The following is a 17,478-nucleotide window of genomic DNA, read 5'->3' on the forward strand; positions in this document are numbered from 1 at the left end:
GATAAAAAAAGCGGTTACCGTTTGGGAATGCCGGTAACCGCTAAAGAAAAAGAACGAGCTAACCGGCCGCTAGCGACCGGTTTTGGTTAAAGGTTGAGTGATAATAATTACTGCCAGCCGTAACGGCGCACAAACCAGCCTTTGACTAACTGAGTCAGGCACATATAGCCGCTGAGGATCAGCAGCAGCCACGGGAAGTAACTCAGCGGCAGCGCCTCAAGCTGCAAGTGAGGGGCTAGCGGCGAGTAGATCAGCCCAATCCCTACACTTACTACTACCAACGTCATCGCCAGCAGAGGCCACGAGGCGCGGCTTTGCAAGAACGGGATTTTGCGGGTACGGATCATGTGCACAATCAAGGTCTGCGACAGCAACCCTTCCACAAACCAGCCGGACTGGAATAGGGTCTGACTATCAATACTGTTGGCTTGGAACACATACCACATTAGACAGTAAGTCAGAATGTCAAAGACCGAACTGATGGGGCCAAAAAACACCATGAAACGCCCCAAATCGCCGGCATTCCAACGTTGTGGCTTTTGCAGTTGCTCGTCATCCACATTATCAAATGGGATGGCCACCTGTGAGATGTCATACATCAAGTTTTGGATCAGCAAATGAATCGGCAACATCGGTAAAAAGGGCAAAAATGCACTGGCGATCAGCACACTGAAAACGTTACCGAAGTTGGAGCTGGCGGTCATTTTGATGTACTTGAGCATATTGGCGAAGGTCTTACGCCCCTCCAGAACACCTTGCTCCAGCACCATCAGGCTTTTTTCTAGCAAGATGATATCGGCAGCTTCCTTGGCGATATCCACCGCCGAGTCAACGGAGATGCCAATATCGGCAGCGCGCAGGGCGGGCGCGTCATTGATACCATCGCCCATAAAACCGACGATATGCTGTTGCGCGCGCAGCGATTGCACGATGCGCTCTTTATGCAGTGGCGTCAGCTTAGCGAACACTTGCGTCTGACGTGCCGCTTGCTCAAGCGCAGCATCATCCATTGCCTCAATCTCTTCGCCCAGCAAGATGTTCTGCACATCCAGCCCGACATCGCGACACACTTTTGTGGCCACGCGTGGGTTATCACCGGTCAGGATTTTGACCGTGATCCCGCTGGCTTGCAGCGCCGCCAAGGCTGGCGCGGTGGTCTCTTTCGGTGGGTCTAAAAACGCAATGTAGCCTTCTAAAATCAACTCATACTCATCGTCAACGCTGTACTGGCTGCGTGTCGATGGCAAGGTTTTGCTGGCCACAGCCACTACGCGTAAACCTTGTTGATTGAGATCATCCGTGTGGTGACGAATTTGTGCTAGTCGGTTTTCATCCAGCGCAATCACTTCGCCTTCCACACGGGTATAGCGACACAGGCTGAGCATCTCTTCCAGTGCGCCTTTGCAGATCAGCAAGTGCGTTTGCGCCGTTGTCGCCAAGACCACCGACATCCGCCGCCGGACAAAATCAAACGGGATCTCATCCACTTTATGGAGCCCCGGTAGGGTGAAGTGCAGACCTTGCTCGGCGACACGTTCTTGTACGGCTACATCGAGCAGGTTTTTCAGCCCAGTCTGATAATGGCTGTTCAACCAGGCATAGCGCAGTACCTGCTCACAAGGCTGGCCGGTGATATCGGTGTGGCGCTCCAGTACGATTTTATCTTGCGTCAGGGTGCCGGTTTTATCGGTGCACAGAATATCCATCGCTCCGAAGTTTTGGATGGCATCGAGGCGCTTGACGATCACCTTTTGCCGCGACAAGCGTACCGCGCCTTTAGCCAGCGTTGAGGTGACTATCATCGGTAACATTTCGGGCGTCAGCCCCACGGCGACCGAGAGCGCGAACAGGGCGGCTTCCCACCAGTCCCCTTTGGTAAAGCCATTGAGCAGCAGCACAATCGGCGTCATCACTAGCATGAAGCGAATTAGCAACCAACTGACTTTGCTGATCCCAGTTTGAAACGCATTCGGCGTGTCGTCTTGGCGAATAACACGTTCGGCCAGCGAGCCAAAGTAAGTCTGTTGGCCGGTCGCAATCACCATGGCAATGGCCGTACCGCTCACCACATTGGTTCCCATAAAACACAGGTTGGGTTGTTGCAGTGGGTCGCGCTCTGCGCTATCGAGTCGATCGGCGTGTTTTTCTACCGGAAGCGACTCCCCAGTTAGCGCAGCTTGGCTGACGAACAGATCTTTGGTGCTGAGCAAGCGAACATCGGCAGGGAGCATATCCCCTGCTGACAGTGTCAGAATATCGCCCGGTACCAGCTCGCTAATCGGTAACTCAAACTGACGGGTTTCACCGGTGCGCACATGGCTACGGCGCACGGTGGCCGTATTCGACACCATCGCTTTAAGCTTGTCGGCGGCGCGGTTAGAGCGTGACTCCTGAATAAAGTGCATGAAAGTGGAAATCAGCACCATCAAGCCAATCACGATGGCCGCTTGCAGATCTTCGGTGGCATAGGAGATGAGCGCTAGCACGGTCAGCAGTAAGTTGAATGGGTTGCGATAGCAATGCCACAGATGTTGCCACTGTGAGGGCGCTTGTTGGGCATCCACGCTGTTCTCACCGTATTCGGCGCGCGCCGCGTCCACTTCTTTTTCATTTAACCCTTCGGGGTGGCTGGTGAAATGCCGGTAGAGGTCGGTTTCACTGCGCGCAGCTTGTTGCAGATAAAAGGCGGACAGGCCACTTGGTATTGGCGCAGAGCCTGTCGCGGGGCCTTTGGTGGGCAGTTGGTCACGTTGGAACAGCCGGCGCGGTAGGCTGCGGGTCAGCAGTGCAAACAGCTGCTGCGAGATACGAGTAAATTGCATTGGGCGGTACCTTTGTTACGTCCGACAGCGTACGGACTTGGCGAAAGGGTGCACAAGCAGATCGCGTATTGTGGGTTACACGATACGCGGGCCGCCTGATCGGGTGTTGTCCGGTCAGGCCGCCTGTCAATCAGTCAGCCAGACCGGTGATTTCGCTTTGCGAAACCGGGTACGGGTTCTGGGTCCATATTGGGTTGGTTAACCTCCGGGCTGACATGTCATTGACGCAGAAAATGGCACAAAAAGGGTGTAGAAAAATACGAGCAATGAAGCGATGCCGCACACTTATCTCAAGTGGCACTTATCTCATGTAGCATTCATCTCAGTGCATAAGCAAAGAGTACGCTTTGCTAGGTAAACGGAAAATAAACTGCGAGCAATCTGCATGCTTTAAATCAGGCGTTTATACTGGGAAGGGATATAAACCGAGACGGTTGACCGTGCGCGCGGTTCCCATCGTTGGGGGGATGCTATCTCTCTGAGTTAAATGACATTTCGTTAATAAAAACAGTGAGCCGATGCCCACGCGATTAACATTAAATCTATTGCACAAGAAACTGTGCAATCTGACCGCAATCAGACAAAAGCCTCTTGATTCATCGGGTTGATACTTATAGGGTGGGCGACAGTTGGCAGGTTAACCGATAGTTAAAACACACTGTCAAAACCTGCGATAACAGTGAAGGAATGGATAAGATGAAAACGAATAACGTTGTGGCGCTGAGCCTGCTTGCTGTGCTGTTAAGTGGCTGTAATGATGCGGCGAAACAAGAGCCAGTCAATCCGGTTTCGCAAACTGAAACCGCGGCACCGTCCACCCAAGCACCGGAGCCGGTGGTGGATCCTGCCCACAACGCGCGCAATGCGTTGGACTGGAGTGGCGTCTACCAAGGCGTGGTTCCTTGCGCTGACTGTGAAGGCATCAAAACCACTCTGCAGCTGAATAATGATGATACCTATGTGCTGAGTGAACAGTATTTGGGTAAAGGTGACGGTAACCGTTTCGAAAACCGCGGTTCTTTTAGCTGGAATGCAGCCGGTAATACCGTACAGCTGTCTGGCCAGAATGAGACTCGCCAGTTCTTTGTCGGCGAAAACGTGTTGTTTATGCTGGATATGTCCGGTCAGCGCATTACCGGTGCGCTGGCGGATCACTACCGCTTGGCAAAATTGACGCCGGAGCAGGCTGCGGCGCAAATGGGAGCGAAACCTGCTGCGGATAGCCAAGCTGAAAAACCTGTTCTGCTGGGGCGTCGCTGGGAATTGACCGAGCTGATGGGTAAAAAAGTACCAGATACGCTGGATGCGAAGCAGCGTCCGTTCATCGAGCTGGTGGCCGAAGGCGATCGGATCCACGGCTTTAGCGGCTGTAACAACTTCAACGGCGGTTATACCCTGAACGCTGATGCTGCGCGGATCAGCTTCACCCAGATGGCGATGACCCGTATGGCCTGTATGGATGCGGAGTTTGAACAACCGCTGATGCAGGTGTTGGAGCAGACTGACAATTACAGCCTGTCAGGTGATACTCTGACTCTGAACAAGGCGCGTATGGCACCGCTGGCGGTATTTAAAGCGGTACCGGCGGCGCAGTAAACGCCGATAAACGTCACATATATAAATTAGGGGAATACGGTGTCTAAAATCATCCTACTGATTGCGGTGCTGGTGGTTGTGCTGTTTTTTATCAAAAACATGTCCGGCAATACCAAACAAGCCGAAGCGCAGCGCCAGCAAGGGGCTGCCTTTTTAGAGCAGAATAAAACCAAGCCGGGGGTGATCACCACCGCGTCCGGTCTGCAATATGAAGTGCTGCAACCGGGTACCGGAACCGTACACCCGAAAGCCACCGATACTGTGAGTGTGCATTACCATGGCACGTTGATTGACGGTACGGTGTTTGACAGCTCAGTGCAGCGTGGCGAACCCATTTCCTTCCCGCTAAACCGCGTGATTGCCGGTTGGACCGAAGGGGTGCCATTAATGGTGGAAGGTGAAAAGGTACGCTTTTTCATCCCGAGCAATCTGGCTTACGGCAACCGTGCCATGGGGAAAATTCCGGCTGGCTCAACCCTGATTTTTGATGTTGAACTGCTGAAAATTAACCCGTAATACGCCCTAAGGTTGTTTTATCACCCCAAGATGGCCGATACAGCGTGACTGTGTCGGCCATTTTTTTATCGTCATATTTTTGCGGCGATCCCTCATTTGTCTGCTATCGGCGCTCTGAGAATGTTGGCTATAATAGCCCGTTTTTTTCACCACCTATTTTTATTTCATGCCGTTTTAGTGCGTGCCGTTTAGCGGGCGTAATCGGTGGCTATTTTTACCCGTATTGGCAACGCTATCGGTTTGCGGCGCGGATGATTTCTATAAAGGCGATGTCACGCGATGTGGCCTTATGGGAATGCACTGCGGGCAACGGGTCGTGTGAAAAAAGCACTCTATCAGGCAGGCTTACCCAAGGAGTATGGATTTTAATGGCGCTTTCCTCTGTTTTTTTGTCTCGACAACGTATCGAGCAGTGTATGGCACTGCTCATCACCGGTGCATGTGCATGGTCTGCGCTGGCACAAACGGCACCTACTGCGGCCACGGCGCCGAATATCACGGTCAGTGACGCATTGCAGCAGCATATTCCGCTGTTAGATACCCGTAGCAGCGCCGCATTTAATGGTTGGCCGCAAGAAGGTGAAACTACCGGCGGTCACGAGCGCGGTGCGCGTAACTTGTCGGCCTCGTGGCTGAGCCTGTTGGATGATGCGCAGCTAACGCATCTGCTACAGCAAAAGAAACTGGATAAGAGCCTGCCGGTTGCCTTGTATGGCACGGCGCCGGAGGTGAATGCCGTTCGCCAGCGTCTGCAAGCGCTGGGATTTAGCACGATTTATACTCTGAGCGATGCCTTACAAGATCCGAGCCGCCGGGAATCATTAGCGCATTATCAAGCGCTGGTGCCAGCATCGTGGTTGGCCGATTTGCAAGCCGGTAAGCCGGTGGCCAATGCGCCAGCTAAAGGGTGGAAAGTGATTGAAGTGGAGTGGGGCGCACCGAAAGCCTATCTGCTGGGGCATATCCCGAAAGCCGGTTATATGGATACCAATACGCTGGAATCGGAGCCTTTGTGGAACAAGGTGGATAACGCCAGCTTAGAAAAAATGCTGCTTGCACAGGGGATCACCACCGATACGCCGGTGATCCTGTATGGCCGCCAGACCATGTCGGCAGCGCGCGCGGCCAATATTTTGATGTACGCCGGTGTGAAAGACGTGCGCATTCTCGATGGTGGCTGGGATGCATGGCAAGCAGGCAAATACCCGACTGAAATGGGCTTGCCAGCCAGCGTGACTCCGGCTAAGGCCTTTGGCGCGAAGATTCCGGTACATCCTGAATATATGACGTCATTGTCACAGGCAAAAGCCTTGCTGAAAAAGCCGGAAAACTCATTGGTCAGTATTCGTAGCTGGCCGGAGTTTATCGGTGAAACCAGCGGCTATAACTACATCAAAGCTAAAGGCGAGATCCCTGGCGCTAAATGGGGCGGCGGCGGCAGCGATGCCTATCATGTTGAAGATTTGCACAATCCTGATGGCACTATGCTGTCAGAGCCGGATCTGCGTGATCTGTGGCAAAAATGGCAGATCGAGCCGACTGGCGAAGTGGCATTTTACTGCGGCACTGGCTGGCGAGCCTCGGAAGCGTTCTTCTACGCGTGGGCCATGGGCTGGCCGCAGGTGAGCGTGTATGACGGCGGTTGGTATGAATGGAGTTTAGATCCTGCCAATCCCATCGTGACCGGTGAGCGTAAGCCAGGAAAATCCTGATCACGAGCGCGGGTTCGATAACTTGTGGATTAAAAAGCGGCGCTAATGGCGATAAGTTCATTAAGCGCCGCTTTTTTGTTTGTACTTGAAGTGAATGTCCGCGGTTAATGCCCGGGGTTAATACGGGCTAGCTTCATGCATCATCGTTCGGCGGGTTACTGCTGGTTTGATGATTGCTCTGGTCAGTCGGAGCAAAGCTGTGCCAGCCACTGTAAATGCGGGTGGCGGTGGTCAGTGCGCATAGCGCGGCAAACAGCAACGCTAGCGGAACAAACCAAGCTGGGAACAGGCACATCAACACAAAGAACAGCACGGTTTCGCCTGCTTCTGTCAGCCCCCCCAGATAGTAAAAGCTTTTATGCGGATAGCGCTGACTGGTCAGCTGCCGTTTGGCGGCAATAATCGCAAAGGCCAAAAAGCTGCAGCCAGTACCGATAAAGGCATAGATCAGCACGGCGGCGGCTAGTGCATTGTGCGCGGGGTCATACAGTGCAAAGCCGAGCGGCACCGCTGAGTAAAACAGAAAATCCAGCACAATATCCAGAAATCCACCGCGATCGGTCGGCGTAGTGAGGCGCGCCAAGGTGCCATCTAAACCATCTAACAGCCGATTCAGCAAAATAGCGCCCAGTGCCCACAAGGGCTGCTGCCAGGCCAGCAGCGGGATCACGGCTATTCCAATAACAAAACCGCTGATGGTCAGCTGATCGGGGTGGATCCCCCTGCTCAGTAAAGTGCGCGCGATGCGTTGTTGTAGCGGCTTGGTCAGGCGGGTGATGTGCTGGTCAAACATCGCGCGGCTCCGTGTGGTGATGAGCGCGATTATCGCGCGTGATGGCGTCGAGCGGCTCTTCGTCTACTGGCTCATCGAACATGATCACTCGCCCATTCGGCGGGATGTCATCCGCATCATGGGTGACTAACAGCGTCGGCAGACCGGCTTGCTCGATTTGGCCGTAGACAAACTCGCGAAAGCTGCGGCGTAGTGGGCGATCCAGTCGGCTGAACGGCTCATCCAGCAGCAGGGCCTGCGGTTTAGCGAGCAAAGCGCGCAGCAGGCTGACGCGGGCACGTTGCCCACCCGAGAGCGTTGCCGGATCGCGGTGCGCAAACCCAGACAGACCCGCGTCCGTTAAGGCTTGCTCAATGATGGCCTGCCGCGTGCGTTTATCCGCAGGGGGTAAGGCAAACGCCAAATTAGCGCCAACGCTCAAATGGGGAAACAGCAAGTCATCTTGAAATAAGATCCCAATATGGCGCTGCTCAACCGGCAAGTGGGACAGTTCGCGGCCATTTAGCCACAGTTGCCCATGGCAAGTGAATGCTGACGGCAGAGCGCCGATCAGCGCATGCAACAAGGTCGACTTACCGCAGCCAGAAGGCCCCATCAAGGTCACAATTTCACCCGGAGCAATGTGCAAGTTCAGGGGAGCATGGCATGGCAAGGCTTGCTGCCCGTTGATTTTTGGCGTATTGGCAGATTGCGCCAAGCGCAATTGCACCTGATCCAAGGTCAGCCCGAGTGAAGGCTTACTCGCTGTCATGAGGTATGGCGATCCGTAGCAGAGAAAACAGGATAAGAGCTTGATAATACGCGGCCTTGGCCAAGGCGACTAGTCAGTGCGGCGATGCTAAAAGCCAGCCACGGCAGCAGACATTGTAAGAGCGCCTGTACTGCCAACACCCGTCGATTACCGCCACTGCTTAGGGTTACCGCTTCGGTGGTGACGGTAGCAATTCGCCCCGCACCGGCAAACAGTGTGGGTAAATATTGCGCCACGCTGACAGAAATCCCCACTGCGCAGGCCAATACAATCGGCCGCCACAATGAGGGCCAGAGTAGGCGTAAACAGGCTTGATAGCGGCGATAACCCAAGGTGCGCGCGGTCAGTAACAGACGTGGATCTAGCGCCCGATAGGGGCCACTTAAGATCAGTAACATGTAGGGAAAGACCCACAACAGGTGACTCCAAATCACGGCACTAATACTGCCATCGGCGTTGACCAGCAGCAAAGCATGATACTGGATGGTCACCAGTGGCAGGGCGGGAAAAATCAGCGGCAAATACAGCAGCGCTTGCAGACGGCGCGCACCCCATTCCAGCCAAATCAGTGTCAGTGGCAGTGCCACGATAACGCTGCTGACCGCCAGCAGCACCGTGCTGAAGAAGGGCTGCCAATCCAGCTGTTGCCAGCTTTGCAACGTCAGCTCCGCGGGCCAAAGCGCCGGATAAAACCAGCGCCCAGCCACTGACCACAACGCGATTAAGGCCAGCGCCAGCCAACTGAGGAGCGCCAGTAGGCCAAACAGTAAAGAAGCTGGCCTCGAGCCGCGATGGGGGCGTGGCCGGCCAGTCATGGTTAGGTTAGGGGGCGCTGTCTGGCTGAGGCCATGCTGTCTCGCGGCGCGGCGACCGGTAGGCGCTTGCCAGAATGATTGCAGTCCGCGCCACAGCAGCGCGGCGGATAGACCAAGCATGTAGAGCAGCAAGGGAAGCAGTAATGATGCCGCTAATCCCATTTGACGCTGCAACGGATCGGCATCGCTCAACCATTGCCAGATCAGGACGGCCAGCGTAGGTGGAGTCGATGGGCCGAGGATCAGCGCCATATCCACCACTGACAAGCTGTAGGCCGCGACAGCGACCAAAGGCCAGCGTAGGCGCGGCAGCAGCTGAGGCCACAGGACTTGTAACCAGATTTGCCATGTAGGATAACCGAGCGTGCGCGCCAGCGTCAGTTGTTGCTCGATAGATTGCCGCTGCAGCAACGCCGCAACAGCCCACAGCAAAAACCAGCACTCCTTAATCGCCAGAGTGATGGTGAGTGTCAACGCGTAGCGGTCATGCACTAACGCATTCGGAAAGGTGAGGGGAGCCCAACTCACCAGCTCGGCAAGACTGCTTGAGAGCAGCGCCACGCTACGCGCTAGCCAGCCGGACGGCGCCAGTAAAAAGGCCACCCCGATGGCAAATGCCACATGGGGTAACGCGAGAAAACTGGGGAGCCGCTGTTGTAACTGTAGCCAACGGCGATGTGGGTAGAGCCCCGCAGTGATGAGCATGCACAGCAACAACGCCAGCACAGTGGAGCCCGCCACTGAGCCGAGGCTTAGCCACAAGGCTGGCCACAGACGCGGTGCGTCCAATAGTGCGAACCAAGGTGCGCTGTGCAGTAACGGTGTTACCAGCGCCGGTAACCCGGCAGCCAGCGGTGCGAAAATGATGACAATAGGCAGTAGCGCAATGGGATGCACTGTGTTGGTACTGAATAAAGTTCTGTTACCAAGCTCGTTGCACGGAACTCGGTCATCTGTCTCGCGATCACGGCGTATGCCGAGCCGCGCGCGCGCATTGAGCCAAGCCGTTTTCAGCTTGTTGGCTAATTTATGTCGCTGGCGGGTCACTGGCATGGGCGTTATTGCGCGCCGTAACGTTGCAACCACGCTTTTTCCAGCGGCTCTACCCAACTGACATGGGGTTCGGGTAACACCGGCACTGCCGCCGATTTGGCCGTGGTTTGACTCTCAGCGGCTGCGCTCTTGGCTGTTGCATCAGATGCCGTGTTGGCCAGCGCGTGCGATGTTAATACAGATGGATCGCCCCACACCGCTAAATCTGCTTTGTGACGCTGGGCGGCCGGTGACAGTAAAAAGTTAGCGACCACTTGGGCGGCGGCTTTAGCGCTAGCATTAAACGGAATTGCTAGATAGTGCACATTACCGATGGTGCCGGCACGAAAACCGAAACCATAGGCGCTTGGCGGAAGTTGTTGCTGTCGAACTAAGCTGGCCGCTTCGTTAGGATTAAAGGTGAGAGACAGCAGTAATTCGCCATCCGCCAACATGTTATTCATCGCCGCCGCGCTAGCAGGAAAACTGCGTCCTTGTCGCCATGCCAGCGGATGCAACTGATCCAGATATGCCCACAGCGGCGCGGTCGCTACCGCAAATTGTTCCGGTGTTACTGGCTGTTGTAATACTGCTGGGTTGGGCGCTAGCTCTAGCAATAACTGTTTGAGGAACGTGACGCCGTGAAAATCCGGCGGTAAGGGGTAGGTGACTTGCCCTGGATGACGACGTGCAAACTCCAGCAATTCAGCGGCAGATTGCGGCGGTGTTGGGGTTGTTGCGCGATCAGCAATAAAAGTCAGCTGTGCCAGCCCCCACGGAGCTTCTAATCCCTCAGTGGGAACGGAAAAATCGGTGGTAACCGGTTTACTTTTATCCACTAATGCCCAATTGGGTAAATGTTCAGCCCACGGGCCATGCAGCAAGCCTTCTTGCTTTAAGTGGTGAAAATTCTCGCCATTCACCCAGAGTAAATCCACCGAGCCATGATGCTTTTTCCCTGCCTGCTTTTCCGCACGGATCCGCTGCACCACATCGGCGGCATCGGTAATTTTGACCTGCTTTAAGGTGATCCCGTATTGGCGTTGCACTTGCTCTGCGGCCCACTGTAAATAGCGATTCACGCTGTCACTGCCGCCCCACGCATTAAAGTAGACGGTTTGCCCACGCGCTTGTTGCTCGGTCTGCGCCCAATCAGCGTGCGCAGCAGAGGCGCTAAAACAGACGATCAACAGACTTAGCAACCAATTTCGCATAAGCAGCATCCTTTTTGTGGGAGTAGGGAATTCCTGTGGTGTTGTACGTTTAGCGGCGTGTACCACGGCGATAGGCGTGATAACGCGCTAACCAAGGCAGTAACCGTACGGGCAGACGTGCGCGTTTCCAATCTCCGGCTGCCGCTTTCATCCCTTCAGCATACGCGGGATAGGGAAACAGGGTTTTGAGCAAAAAATTCAGGCCGTGCTTGCCACGCATCGCCATAATGGCCGTCGCGAGTAAGCTTTCGCTATTTTCACCCACGATAGTGACACCCAGAATACGGTCTTTACCTTGTGCTGTCAGGATCTTAATAAAGCCCTGCGTATCATGTTCGGTAATGGCCCGATCAAGCTCATGCAACGGATAGTGGGTGACATCGTAGGCCACGCCTGCACGCTCGGCGTCATCTTGCGTTAATCCCACCTGAGCGATTTGTGGTTGGGTAAATGTCAGGCGAGGGATCAGCGAATAGTCCACGTTCAGCTGTTTCCATTGACCAAACAGTGCATTGAGTACCGCATAGCCAGCCTGATGGGCGGCGAGGTGCGTAAACTGCGCCTGACCACTGACATCACCCGCAACCAAGATATTCGGGAGCAGAGTGTGCAGTCCCGCATCGGCCATGAGGGTGGCCGATGAATCAGGAATCAATCCGAGAGCCTCGAGGCCGTAACCGTGCAGGCGCGGTTTACGTCCGGTCGCCACCAACAGCAGATCGCCACACAGAGTATGTTGCTCTCCATCAGCACCTTGGATTTGCAGGATCCGCCGCTTCCCTTCTCGCTGACAAGAGAGAACCTGACTATGGGTATACAGGTGAACGCCGCTATCACGCAGTGCTTGCGCGACCAGCGCGGATGCCTGCGGGTCTTCTTTCATCAGCAGCCGTTCAGATTGCTGTACTAGGCTGACTTGGCTGCCTAATTCGCTAAGTGCTTGGCCTATTTCACAGGCGATAGGGCCACCACCGATGATCAGCACCTGCGCAGGGAGGGCAGAGTACGCGCTTAATGTCTGCCATAAGGTTTCGGTTGTTTCAAAATCATTATTGTGTAGATCACTGCTCGGTAAATCATTGCCAATTAAACCGGGAATCGGTGGGATAACCGGCTCGGCACCCGTACACAGCAGGATATGGCGGCTGGTTAGCGCGTAAGACGGGTGGCCGTCATTAGGCGTGATCTTGACTGTCCAAGGGTCTTGCAGTGCGGCATGACCAGCCACTACATCCACGCCGAGCGATTGATAGCGCTCGACGCTATCGTGGGGCGCAATCTCAGTAATGGCGCGATTAACCGCGTGCATCACGGCAGCAAAATCCGGTTGTGGCGCGCAAGTCATAACCCCAGCTTGATGTGCTTGCCGGTTTAGTCTGGCCAAGCGGGCATAATGCAGTAAGGTTTTACTCGGTACACAGCCGGTATTCAGGCAATCGCCGCCCATCTGTTTGGCTTCAACCAATGTTACCTTGGCTTGTAACGCGGAGCCGAGATAAGCCGAAACCAACCCCGCAGCTCCGCCACCAATCACAATCAGATTGCGATCAAAATGAGAGGGGGCGCGCCATGCTTGATAACGGCGGCGTACACGCAGCCATTGCAGTAAACGGCGAGTGAGCAAAGGAAACAGACCCAACAGAATCAATGAACCCAACATGGCTGGCGACAGAATATCTTGTGGGCTATGTAGCTGGGCGAGTTGGGTACCAGCGTTGGTGTAGACCACGGTCGCCGGTAACATGCCCAGCTGGCTGACCCAATAGTAGGTCCGCGTTTTCATGCGGGTTAGGCCGAGCAAAATGTTGACCAAGAAAAACGGAAATAGCGGGACTAAACGCAAGGTCAGCAGATAGAACGCGCCTTCTTTTTCTAGCCCGTCATTGATGGCGGCCAAGCGCTGTGGGAAGCGTGACTCCAAGGGCGCTTTAAACAGATAACGGGCGACTAAAAAGGCCAGAGTGGCACCGATAGTGGAGGCAAACGAGACCAATAGCAGTCCTGAGCCGAGGCCGAACAAGGCGCCTGCCGCTAAGGTCATGATGGTCGCGCCAGGTAGCGAAAGTGCCACCACAACAATATAGAGCACAAAGACACTGACCCAAGCCTGTAGCGGTGCGTGGGCCTGCCAGTTGAGCAGGTATTGCTGACTGACTTTCAGCTGGTCAAAGGTCAGGTACTGTGGCAGATCGGAGGTCAGATAGAGCGCAATCAGCGCAACCAGCACTAGAGTGAGTAGCAGTTTACGCATCATGAGCAGCTAACGTCCCGTGTCTTGGTCTGGTGAGCACGAAGAGATATCTCTGGCTTTTGGGCTAATGCATGGCCCAAAAATAAAAAAGGTCATCTGACGGTTTATTCAGATGACCTCAGTATACCAAAGATTACAGAGCGTTACGGCATTGATGGAACAAATCGAGCTCCGGTTGATAGACCGATGTCTTGATATCCATCAGACCGAGCACCGAGTGGAACAGATTCCCTTGCGAAAACTGACCGGTGGCGGCCTCTTTTTGCAAACAAGACAGATTCAACTCTTTGCTTTTCACCAGTCCTGGAGAGAACCAGGTGATCAGCGGTACGGTGGTCTGCTCGGCAGGCGCTAAGTCGTAAGGCGTACCATGCAAATACAAGCCACTTTCGCCTAACGATTCACCGTGATCGGACAGGTAAATTAATCCTGTATTGTACTTGCCGCTGAGTGCTTGTAATTTTTTAATGATCTGCGCAATGACATAATCTGTATACAAAATTGTATTGTCATAGGTGTTACGCAAGGCGGCATTGTCACAATTTTCAATATCGCTACGTGGGCAGTCAGGCACAAATACACGATGTGAAGGTGGATAACGTAAATAGTAAGTTGGCCCGTGGCTGCCGATTAAATGTAACGTTAATACCCGATCACCTTTCATGTTTTTGATGTCGTTATCAAAATTTTCTAATAGCGCTTCATCGTAACAGGTCGAGCCATTACACAGCGGATTGGATTTATCGGGGCTTAGGCTTTCGTGTGGAATTCGATCGCACACCCCTTTACATCCACCATCATTATCTTTCCACAATAACGATACGCCAGCATGTTTTAAAATATCCAGCAATCCATCCTGATTATGAGCCAAGGCAGCATCATAATTATCATGTGTCATGACCGAGAACATACAAGGCACGGAAACCGCAGTGGCAGTACCACAAGAGCGGACATGTCGGAATGAAATCACACCTAAATCTTGGGTGTATTGATTTGTTGGTCGTGGGTAACCATTTAACTGGTAGTTCTGACTGCGGGCCGTTTCGCCCACCACCAGTACCAGCAGTGTGGGTTTGTCCTCGGCACCGCGTGCGCTGTCTTGCGCATCCATCCCCAGATGCTGAAATGGGATAGCTTTGGTGAAATAGCGCTCGTGAATATATTTATAGGTATTATTCACAAAATAGGTCGGGATGATGTATTTCTTTAGGTCAGAATTGTTTCGCCCTACTGAAGCATAATCCTTATAAAGGAAAAACCCAATAATCAAGATAATGACGGCCGAGACTAAGATAGAGCACGCTCGCCACAATAATGATTTGAATACATTGCGGGGATAAATAATTTTTGTTTTCGCAATTAGTAGCGAAGGTAATACACCTAAAAATAAAAGCCACAGAGCGAATGACATATTGAGATAAGAGTCTGCCTCATGAATATTGGTTTCAAAAATATTCTGAATCATCTCTTTATCAAAAATAACGCCATATTTCGTTGTGGCATAAGACACAACTGCTGATGTTAAAGTTAGCAGGATAAAAAATGGCTTAAGAAAATAGCGCCAATTAAATAGGCTGAAAATAATATTAAGCGCAGAAATTAAAAATACGGGAATAGAAATAGCAAAAGGAATACTGACTGCGGGTGATGCTGAAAAAATAGCATAGAACCGCAGATATATTGGATAGTTAAGGATCAGTGCGTAATACACACTGATCAGCAACGTCAGTGTTGTGACACTAAGTTGCCACTGAGTACGGAGCATATTTTTAGTCATTTGGCTCACAGTAAAGCTAGCTGGAAAAGGGAATGTGCGATAACGCAAAGAAGGACAACGCGCTCATGCTAAAGCAAATCAGTGTAAAACCGAATCGCCCGCGCACTATCAAGAGTGACTAAATTGTGTTGAAAGATTGCAGCGTGCCGGATGACAGATGACAACTGGACAAAAAGTCATCGACTTGTATGCATGTGTAAGAAGGTAGCATGGTGTTACTGATACGCTTGGTGTGAGTGTGGGGCGCAAGAGAAAAAAGGCGTAAAACTCTGTTAGAGTGAAAATTGTTCTAACTGAAGTGTTTTTAAACAGAATTTAGAATATAGCGAGGAAAATAATAAGCAGTGCGGCAAGCCGCACTGCTTAGAGGTGACGTAATAGCTATTACTTCTTGTAGCTAGTAGCCATGTTGTCCAGGCGCTGGTTAGCGCGAGCAGCTTCTGCTTTAGCATCTTGTACGTCGGTACGCAAAGAACCTACGTCAGTAGCCAGCTGGTCAACTTTGGTGTTCAGATCAGCAACGCTCTGCTCCAGCTTGGTGTTAGCACAACCAGCCAGCAGAGTGGAGCTCAGTACGATGGTACCCAGAATTAATTTGGTCTTGTTCATTATAGACTCCCTGTAGACACACACTTGAACTATATTCAAGCCTATACAAGTATTACGCAAATTTTGATCATTAGAAGTTTTTTTTTTCGATAAAACGAAAAATTCCCAAAAAGTTGAACGAGCTCTCATGATTTATATTACTAGTTGAAGAGTGGTCTACAATTTGGGATGATAGAGAGTTTTAACTGATTGATATATATGGCTGATATTTCGCTGCACTAAAACATAATTCTGTCAAGTTATATCAATAATGTGCAGGATGATGTGCTGCGGGTTATATCTTCAGACTATGGGGCTGCAAGAAAGTTCAGCAAAAAATATAAAATAAATGGATAAACAATAATCAATCTATATAGCACGTCTTTTACGTTAGTACCCTGGCACCATCTGAAATCGTGTGATACTGGTTGCATGAAAAGCATTATCGCAAGGGTAAGCTGGGGTTAACTTGGTGGTTAAATCCTGCGCAGAGGTTTACTTTTTCATACCTGTAACTAAAACAGTTAGCTCAAAATAGTTCGAGTGTGGGCATTTCTGTTGGAATTGGCACTGAGGCATCGGGCTATTATCTGGCTAGTGTTTGGCAGTTAATGAAGCATCGTTCGCAGTAAAGCGCTAATGAAAGCGCTAATGTATGAAGGGAAGACACGAGGGAAAAAGTGCCACAGTTCATAAGTCAGAGGCTGACCCTGAACACTGCAATTGTATTGTAAACGTCATAAAGGCGGCATCCTATCGATCCTGCCGCCTTTAACTCCGCTCTACCGCTTAACTCACTATGCGCGATGCCCACATGCGGTATCTGTAAGGGTAAATCGTGCTCAAGTGTGGGTTAAATCATCATTGCATTATCAGCCAGTACATATCCACTACATATCAGCCAGTGCATAACAGCGCCGTTATGAGTTCGTACTAGCACAGTACAAAATGCAGCACGAATAATTGTGGTTCATGAGGGTAGATATCTCGGATCACTTGCTGCAGCTCACTGAGTGACATATTTTCCTGACGCGCGTGCTCTGCATTGAGCTGTGCCAGTGTAACGGGCTCAATCGAGGTGATCTGCAAGCGGCAAAACCATTTGTCCTCTGGATTGGTATAGACCTCCAAAATTTGGCCGACCTGTAGAGTGCTTGCTTCTTGCGCATCGCGGATAGTGATGGTTTTGCGGCCGGCTAAAATGTCGTCACGAAAACGGGTATAAAAACTGAATTTCACCGGTTCTGAAGGGATCATCGAAGTCGTCATAATATGTCCTAACGAGAGGCACCGAACCACCGGCACCAAAGATAAAATGATGGCATAGCGCATGATTGAATTGCAGCGCTATTCTGCCAGTACAGATGACATAACAGGGTGGAAATCTATCTTTTCATGCTTTTTTGTCTCTAATTTCAGCAGGTTGCCTTTTTTTGCAGCAGTCGGAGGAAAGTTGCTGTATTTCATGTTGACCCGCCCCACACTTTTCCGTATATTTCGCTGCGTCCGCTGCTGATGAGCAAACGTAATCGCAACGGCACAAAATTTGGTGAGGTGTCCGAGAGGCTGAAGGAGCACGCCTGGAAAGTGTGTATACGGCAACGTATCGAG

13 protein-coding genes are annotated in these 17,478 nt (G+C 52.1%); 3 read left to right on the forward strand and 10 right to left on the reverse strand.

Features of this window, described 5'->3' with window-relative positions:
- Nucleotides 1-107 precede the first annotated feature (107 nt).
- Entirely contained in the window at nt 108-2,822 is a 2,715-nt protein-coding gene (gene mgtA / locus L975_RS09010) for a magnesium-translocating P-type ATPase (protein ID WP_047708227.1), read from the reverse strand.
- 696 nt (nt 2,823-3,518) lie between these two features.
- Between mgtA and L975_RS18330 the strand changes: the two genes are divergently transcribed.
- The 3 genes from L975_RS18330 (at nt 3,519) to L975_RS09025 (ending at nt 6,646) form a co-directional block, all read left to right on the forward strand.
- Nucleotides 3,519-4,418 carry a copper resistance protein NlpE N-terminal domain-containing protein gene (locus tag L975_RS18330; protein WP_052181368.1) on the forward strand — a complete coding sequence of 300 codons (900 nt, stop codon included), beginning with the start codon at nt 3,519-3,521 and terminating at the stop codon, nt 4,416-4,418.
- A gap of 39 nt (nt 4,419-4,457) precedes the next feature.
- Nucleotides 4,458-4,934: an FKBP-type peptidyl-prolyl cis-trans isomerase gene (locus L975_RS09020; protein ID WP_039046305.1), complete on the forward strand. Its 477-nt coding sequence runs from the start codon at nt 4,458-4,460 to the stop codon at nt 4,932-4,934.
- A gap of 416 nt (nt 4,935-5,350) precedes the next feature.
- The gene (locus tag L975_RS09025; RefSeq protein WP_156121163.1) at nt 5,351-6,646 is read left to right on the forward strand and encodes a rhodanese-like domain-containing protein; all 1,296 of its coding nucleotides are present in this window, start codon (nt 5,351-5,353) and stop codon (nt 6,644-6,646) included.
- 133 nt (nt 6,647-6,779) lie between these two features.
- Here L975_RS09025 and L975_RS09030 read toward each other — a convergent pair whose 3' ends face one another.
- From L975_RS09030 to L975_RS18445, 9 genes are all read right to left on the reverse strand, one after another.
- Entirely contained in the window at nt 6,780-7,439 is a 660-nt protein-coding gene (locus L975_RS09030; RefSeq protein WP_052181369.1) for a CDP-alcohol phosphatidyltransferase family protein, read from the reverse strand.
- Nucleotides 7,432-8,190 (reverse strand): ATP-binding cassette domain-containing protein, encoded by a 759-nt coding sequence (locus L975_RS09035; protein ID WP_072033044.1) that lies wholly within the window; start codon nt 8,188-8,190, stop codon nt 7,432-7,434. Before L975_RS09035 ends, L975_RS09030 begins: the two co-directional genes overlap by 8 nt.
- Nucleotides 8,187-10,058 carry an ABC transporter permease gene (locus L975_RS09040; RefSeq protein ID WP_052181370.1) on the reverse strand — a complete coding sequence of 624 codons (1,872 nt, stop codon included), beginning with the start codon at nt 10,056-10,058 and terminating at the stop codon, nt 8,187-8,189. Before L975_RS09040 ends, L975_RS09035 begins: the two co-directional genes overlap by 4 nt.
- A 5-nt stretch (nt 10,059-10,063) precedes the next feature.
- Nucleotides 10,064-11,260: an ABC transporter substrate-binding protein gene (locus tag L975_RS09045; protein ID WP_047708231.1), complete on the reverse strand. Its 1,197-nt coding sequence runs from the start codon at nt 11,258-11,260 to the stop codon at nt 10,064-10,066.
- A gap of 40 nt (nt 11,261-11,300) precedes the next feature.
- Complete coding sequence (locus L975_RS09050; protein WP_230400799.1) at nt 11,301-13,505, reverse strand: FAD-dependent oxidoreductase; 2,205 nt, start codon at nt 13,503-13,505, stop codon at nt 11,301-11,303.
- A gap of 130 nt (nt 13,506-13,635) precedes the next feature.
- Entirely contained in the window at nt 13,636-15,279 is a 1,644-nt protein-coding gene (locus L975_RS09055; protein WP_047708233.1) for a phosphoethanolamine transferase, read from the reverse strand.
- 384 nt (nt 15,280-15,663) lie between these two features.
- A complete protein-coding gene (locus tag L975_RS09060; protein ID WP_010862069.1) occupies nt 15,664-15,888 on the reverse strand; it encodes an LPP leucine zipper domain-containing protein in 225 nt (74 codons plus the stop codon).
- A 912-nt stretch (nt 15,889-16,800) separates the two neighbouring features.
- Nucleotides 16,801-17,136, reverse strand: a complete 336-nt coding sequence (gene yqfB / locus L975_RS09065; protein WP_081995653.1) for a N(4)-acetylcytidine aminohydrolase — start codon at nt 17,134-17,136, stop codon at nt 16,801-16,803.
- Between the two features lie 78 nt (nt 17,137-17,214).
- On the reverse strand, nt 17,215-17,478 hold a 264-nt coding region (locus L975_RS18445), incomplete at its 5' end, for a hypothetical protein (protein WP_218185585.1).

Source organism: Plesiomonas sp. ZOR0011, assembly GCF_000800945.1.
Taxonomy (GTDB): Bacteria; Pseudomonadota; Gammaproteobacteria; order Enterobacterales; family CAMTGL01; genus Plesiomonas; species Plesiomonas shigelloides.

What these genes read in the sequence shown, in the direction of transcription:
- mgtA (WP_047708227.1), bottom strand. Translation starts at nt 2,822, where the DNA reads ATGCAATTTACTCGTATCTCGCAGCAGCTGTTTGCACTGCTGACCCGC.
- L975_RS18330 (WP_052181368.1), top strand. Translation starts at nt 3,519, where the DNA reads ATGAAAACGAATAACGTTGTGGCGCTGAGCCTGCTTGCTGTGCTGTTA.
- L975_RS09025 (WP_156121163.1), top strand. Translation starts at nt 5,351, where the DNA reads ATGGCACTGCTCATCACCGGTGCATGTGCATGGTCTGCGCTGGCACAA.
- L975_RS09030 (WP_052181369.1), bottom strand. Translation starts at nt 7,439, where the DNA reads ATGTTTGACCAGCACATCACCCGCCTGACCAAGCCGCTACAACAACGC.
- L975_RS09035 (WP_072033044.1), bottom strand. Translation starts at nt 8,190, where the DNA reads ATGACAGCGAGTAAGCCTTCACTCGGGCTGACCTTGGATCAGGTGCAA.
- L975_RS09040 (WP_052181370.1), bottom strand. Translation starts at nt 10,058, where the DNA reads ATGCCAGTGACCCGCCAGCGACATAAATTAGCCAACAAGCTGAAAACG.
- L975_RS09045 (WP_047708231.1), bottom strand. Translation starts at nt 11,260, where the DNA reads ATGCTGCTTATGCGAAATTGGTTGCTAAGTCTGTTGATCGTCTGTTTT.
- L975_RS09050 (WP_230400799.1), bottom strand. Translation starts at nt 13,505, where the DNA reads ATGATGCGTAAACTGCTACTCACTCTAGTGCTGGTTGCGCTGATTGCG.
- L975_RS09055 (WP_047708233.1), bottom strand. Translation starts at nt 15,279, where the DNA reads ATGACTAAAAATATGCTCCGTACTCAGTGGCAACTTAGTGTCACAACA.
- L975_RS09060 (WP_010862069.1), bottom strand. Translation starts at nt 15,888, where the DNA reads ATGAACAAGACCAAATTAATTCTGGGTACCATCGTACTGAGCTCCACT.
- yqfB (WP_081995653.1), bottom strand. Translation starts at nt 17,136, where the DNA reads ATGACGACTTCGATGATCCCTTCAGAACCGGTGAAATTCAGTTTTTAT.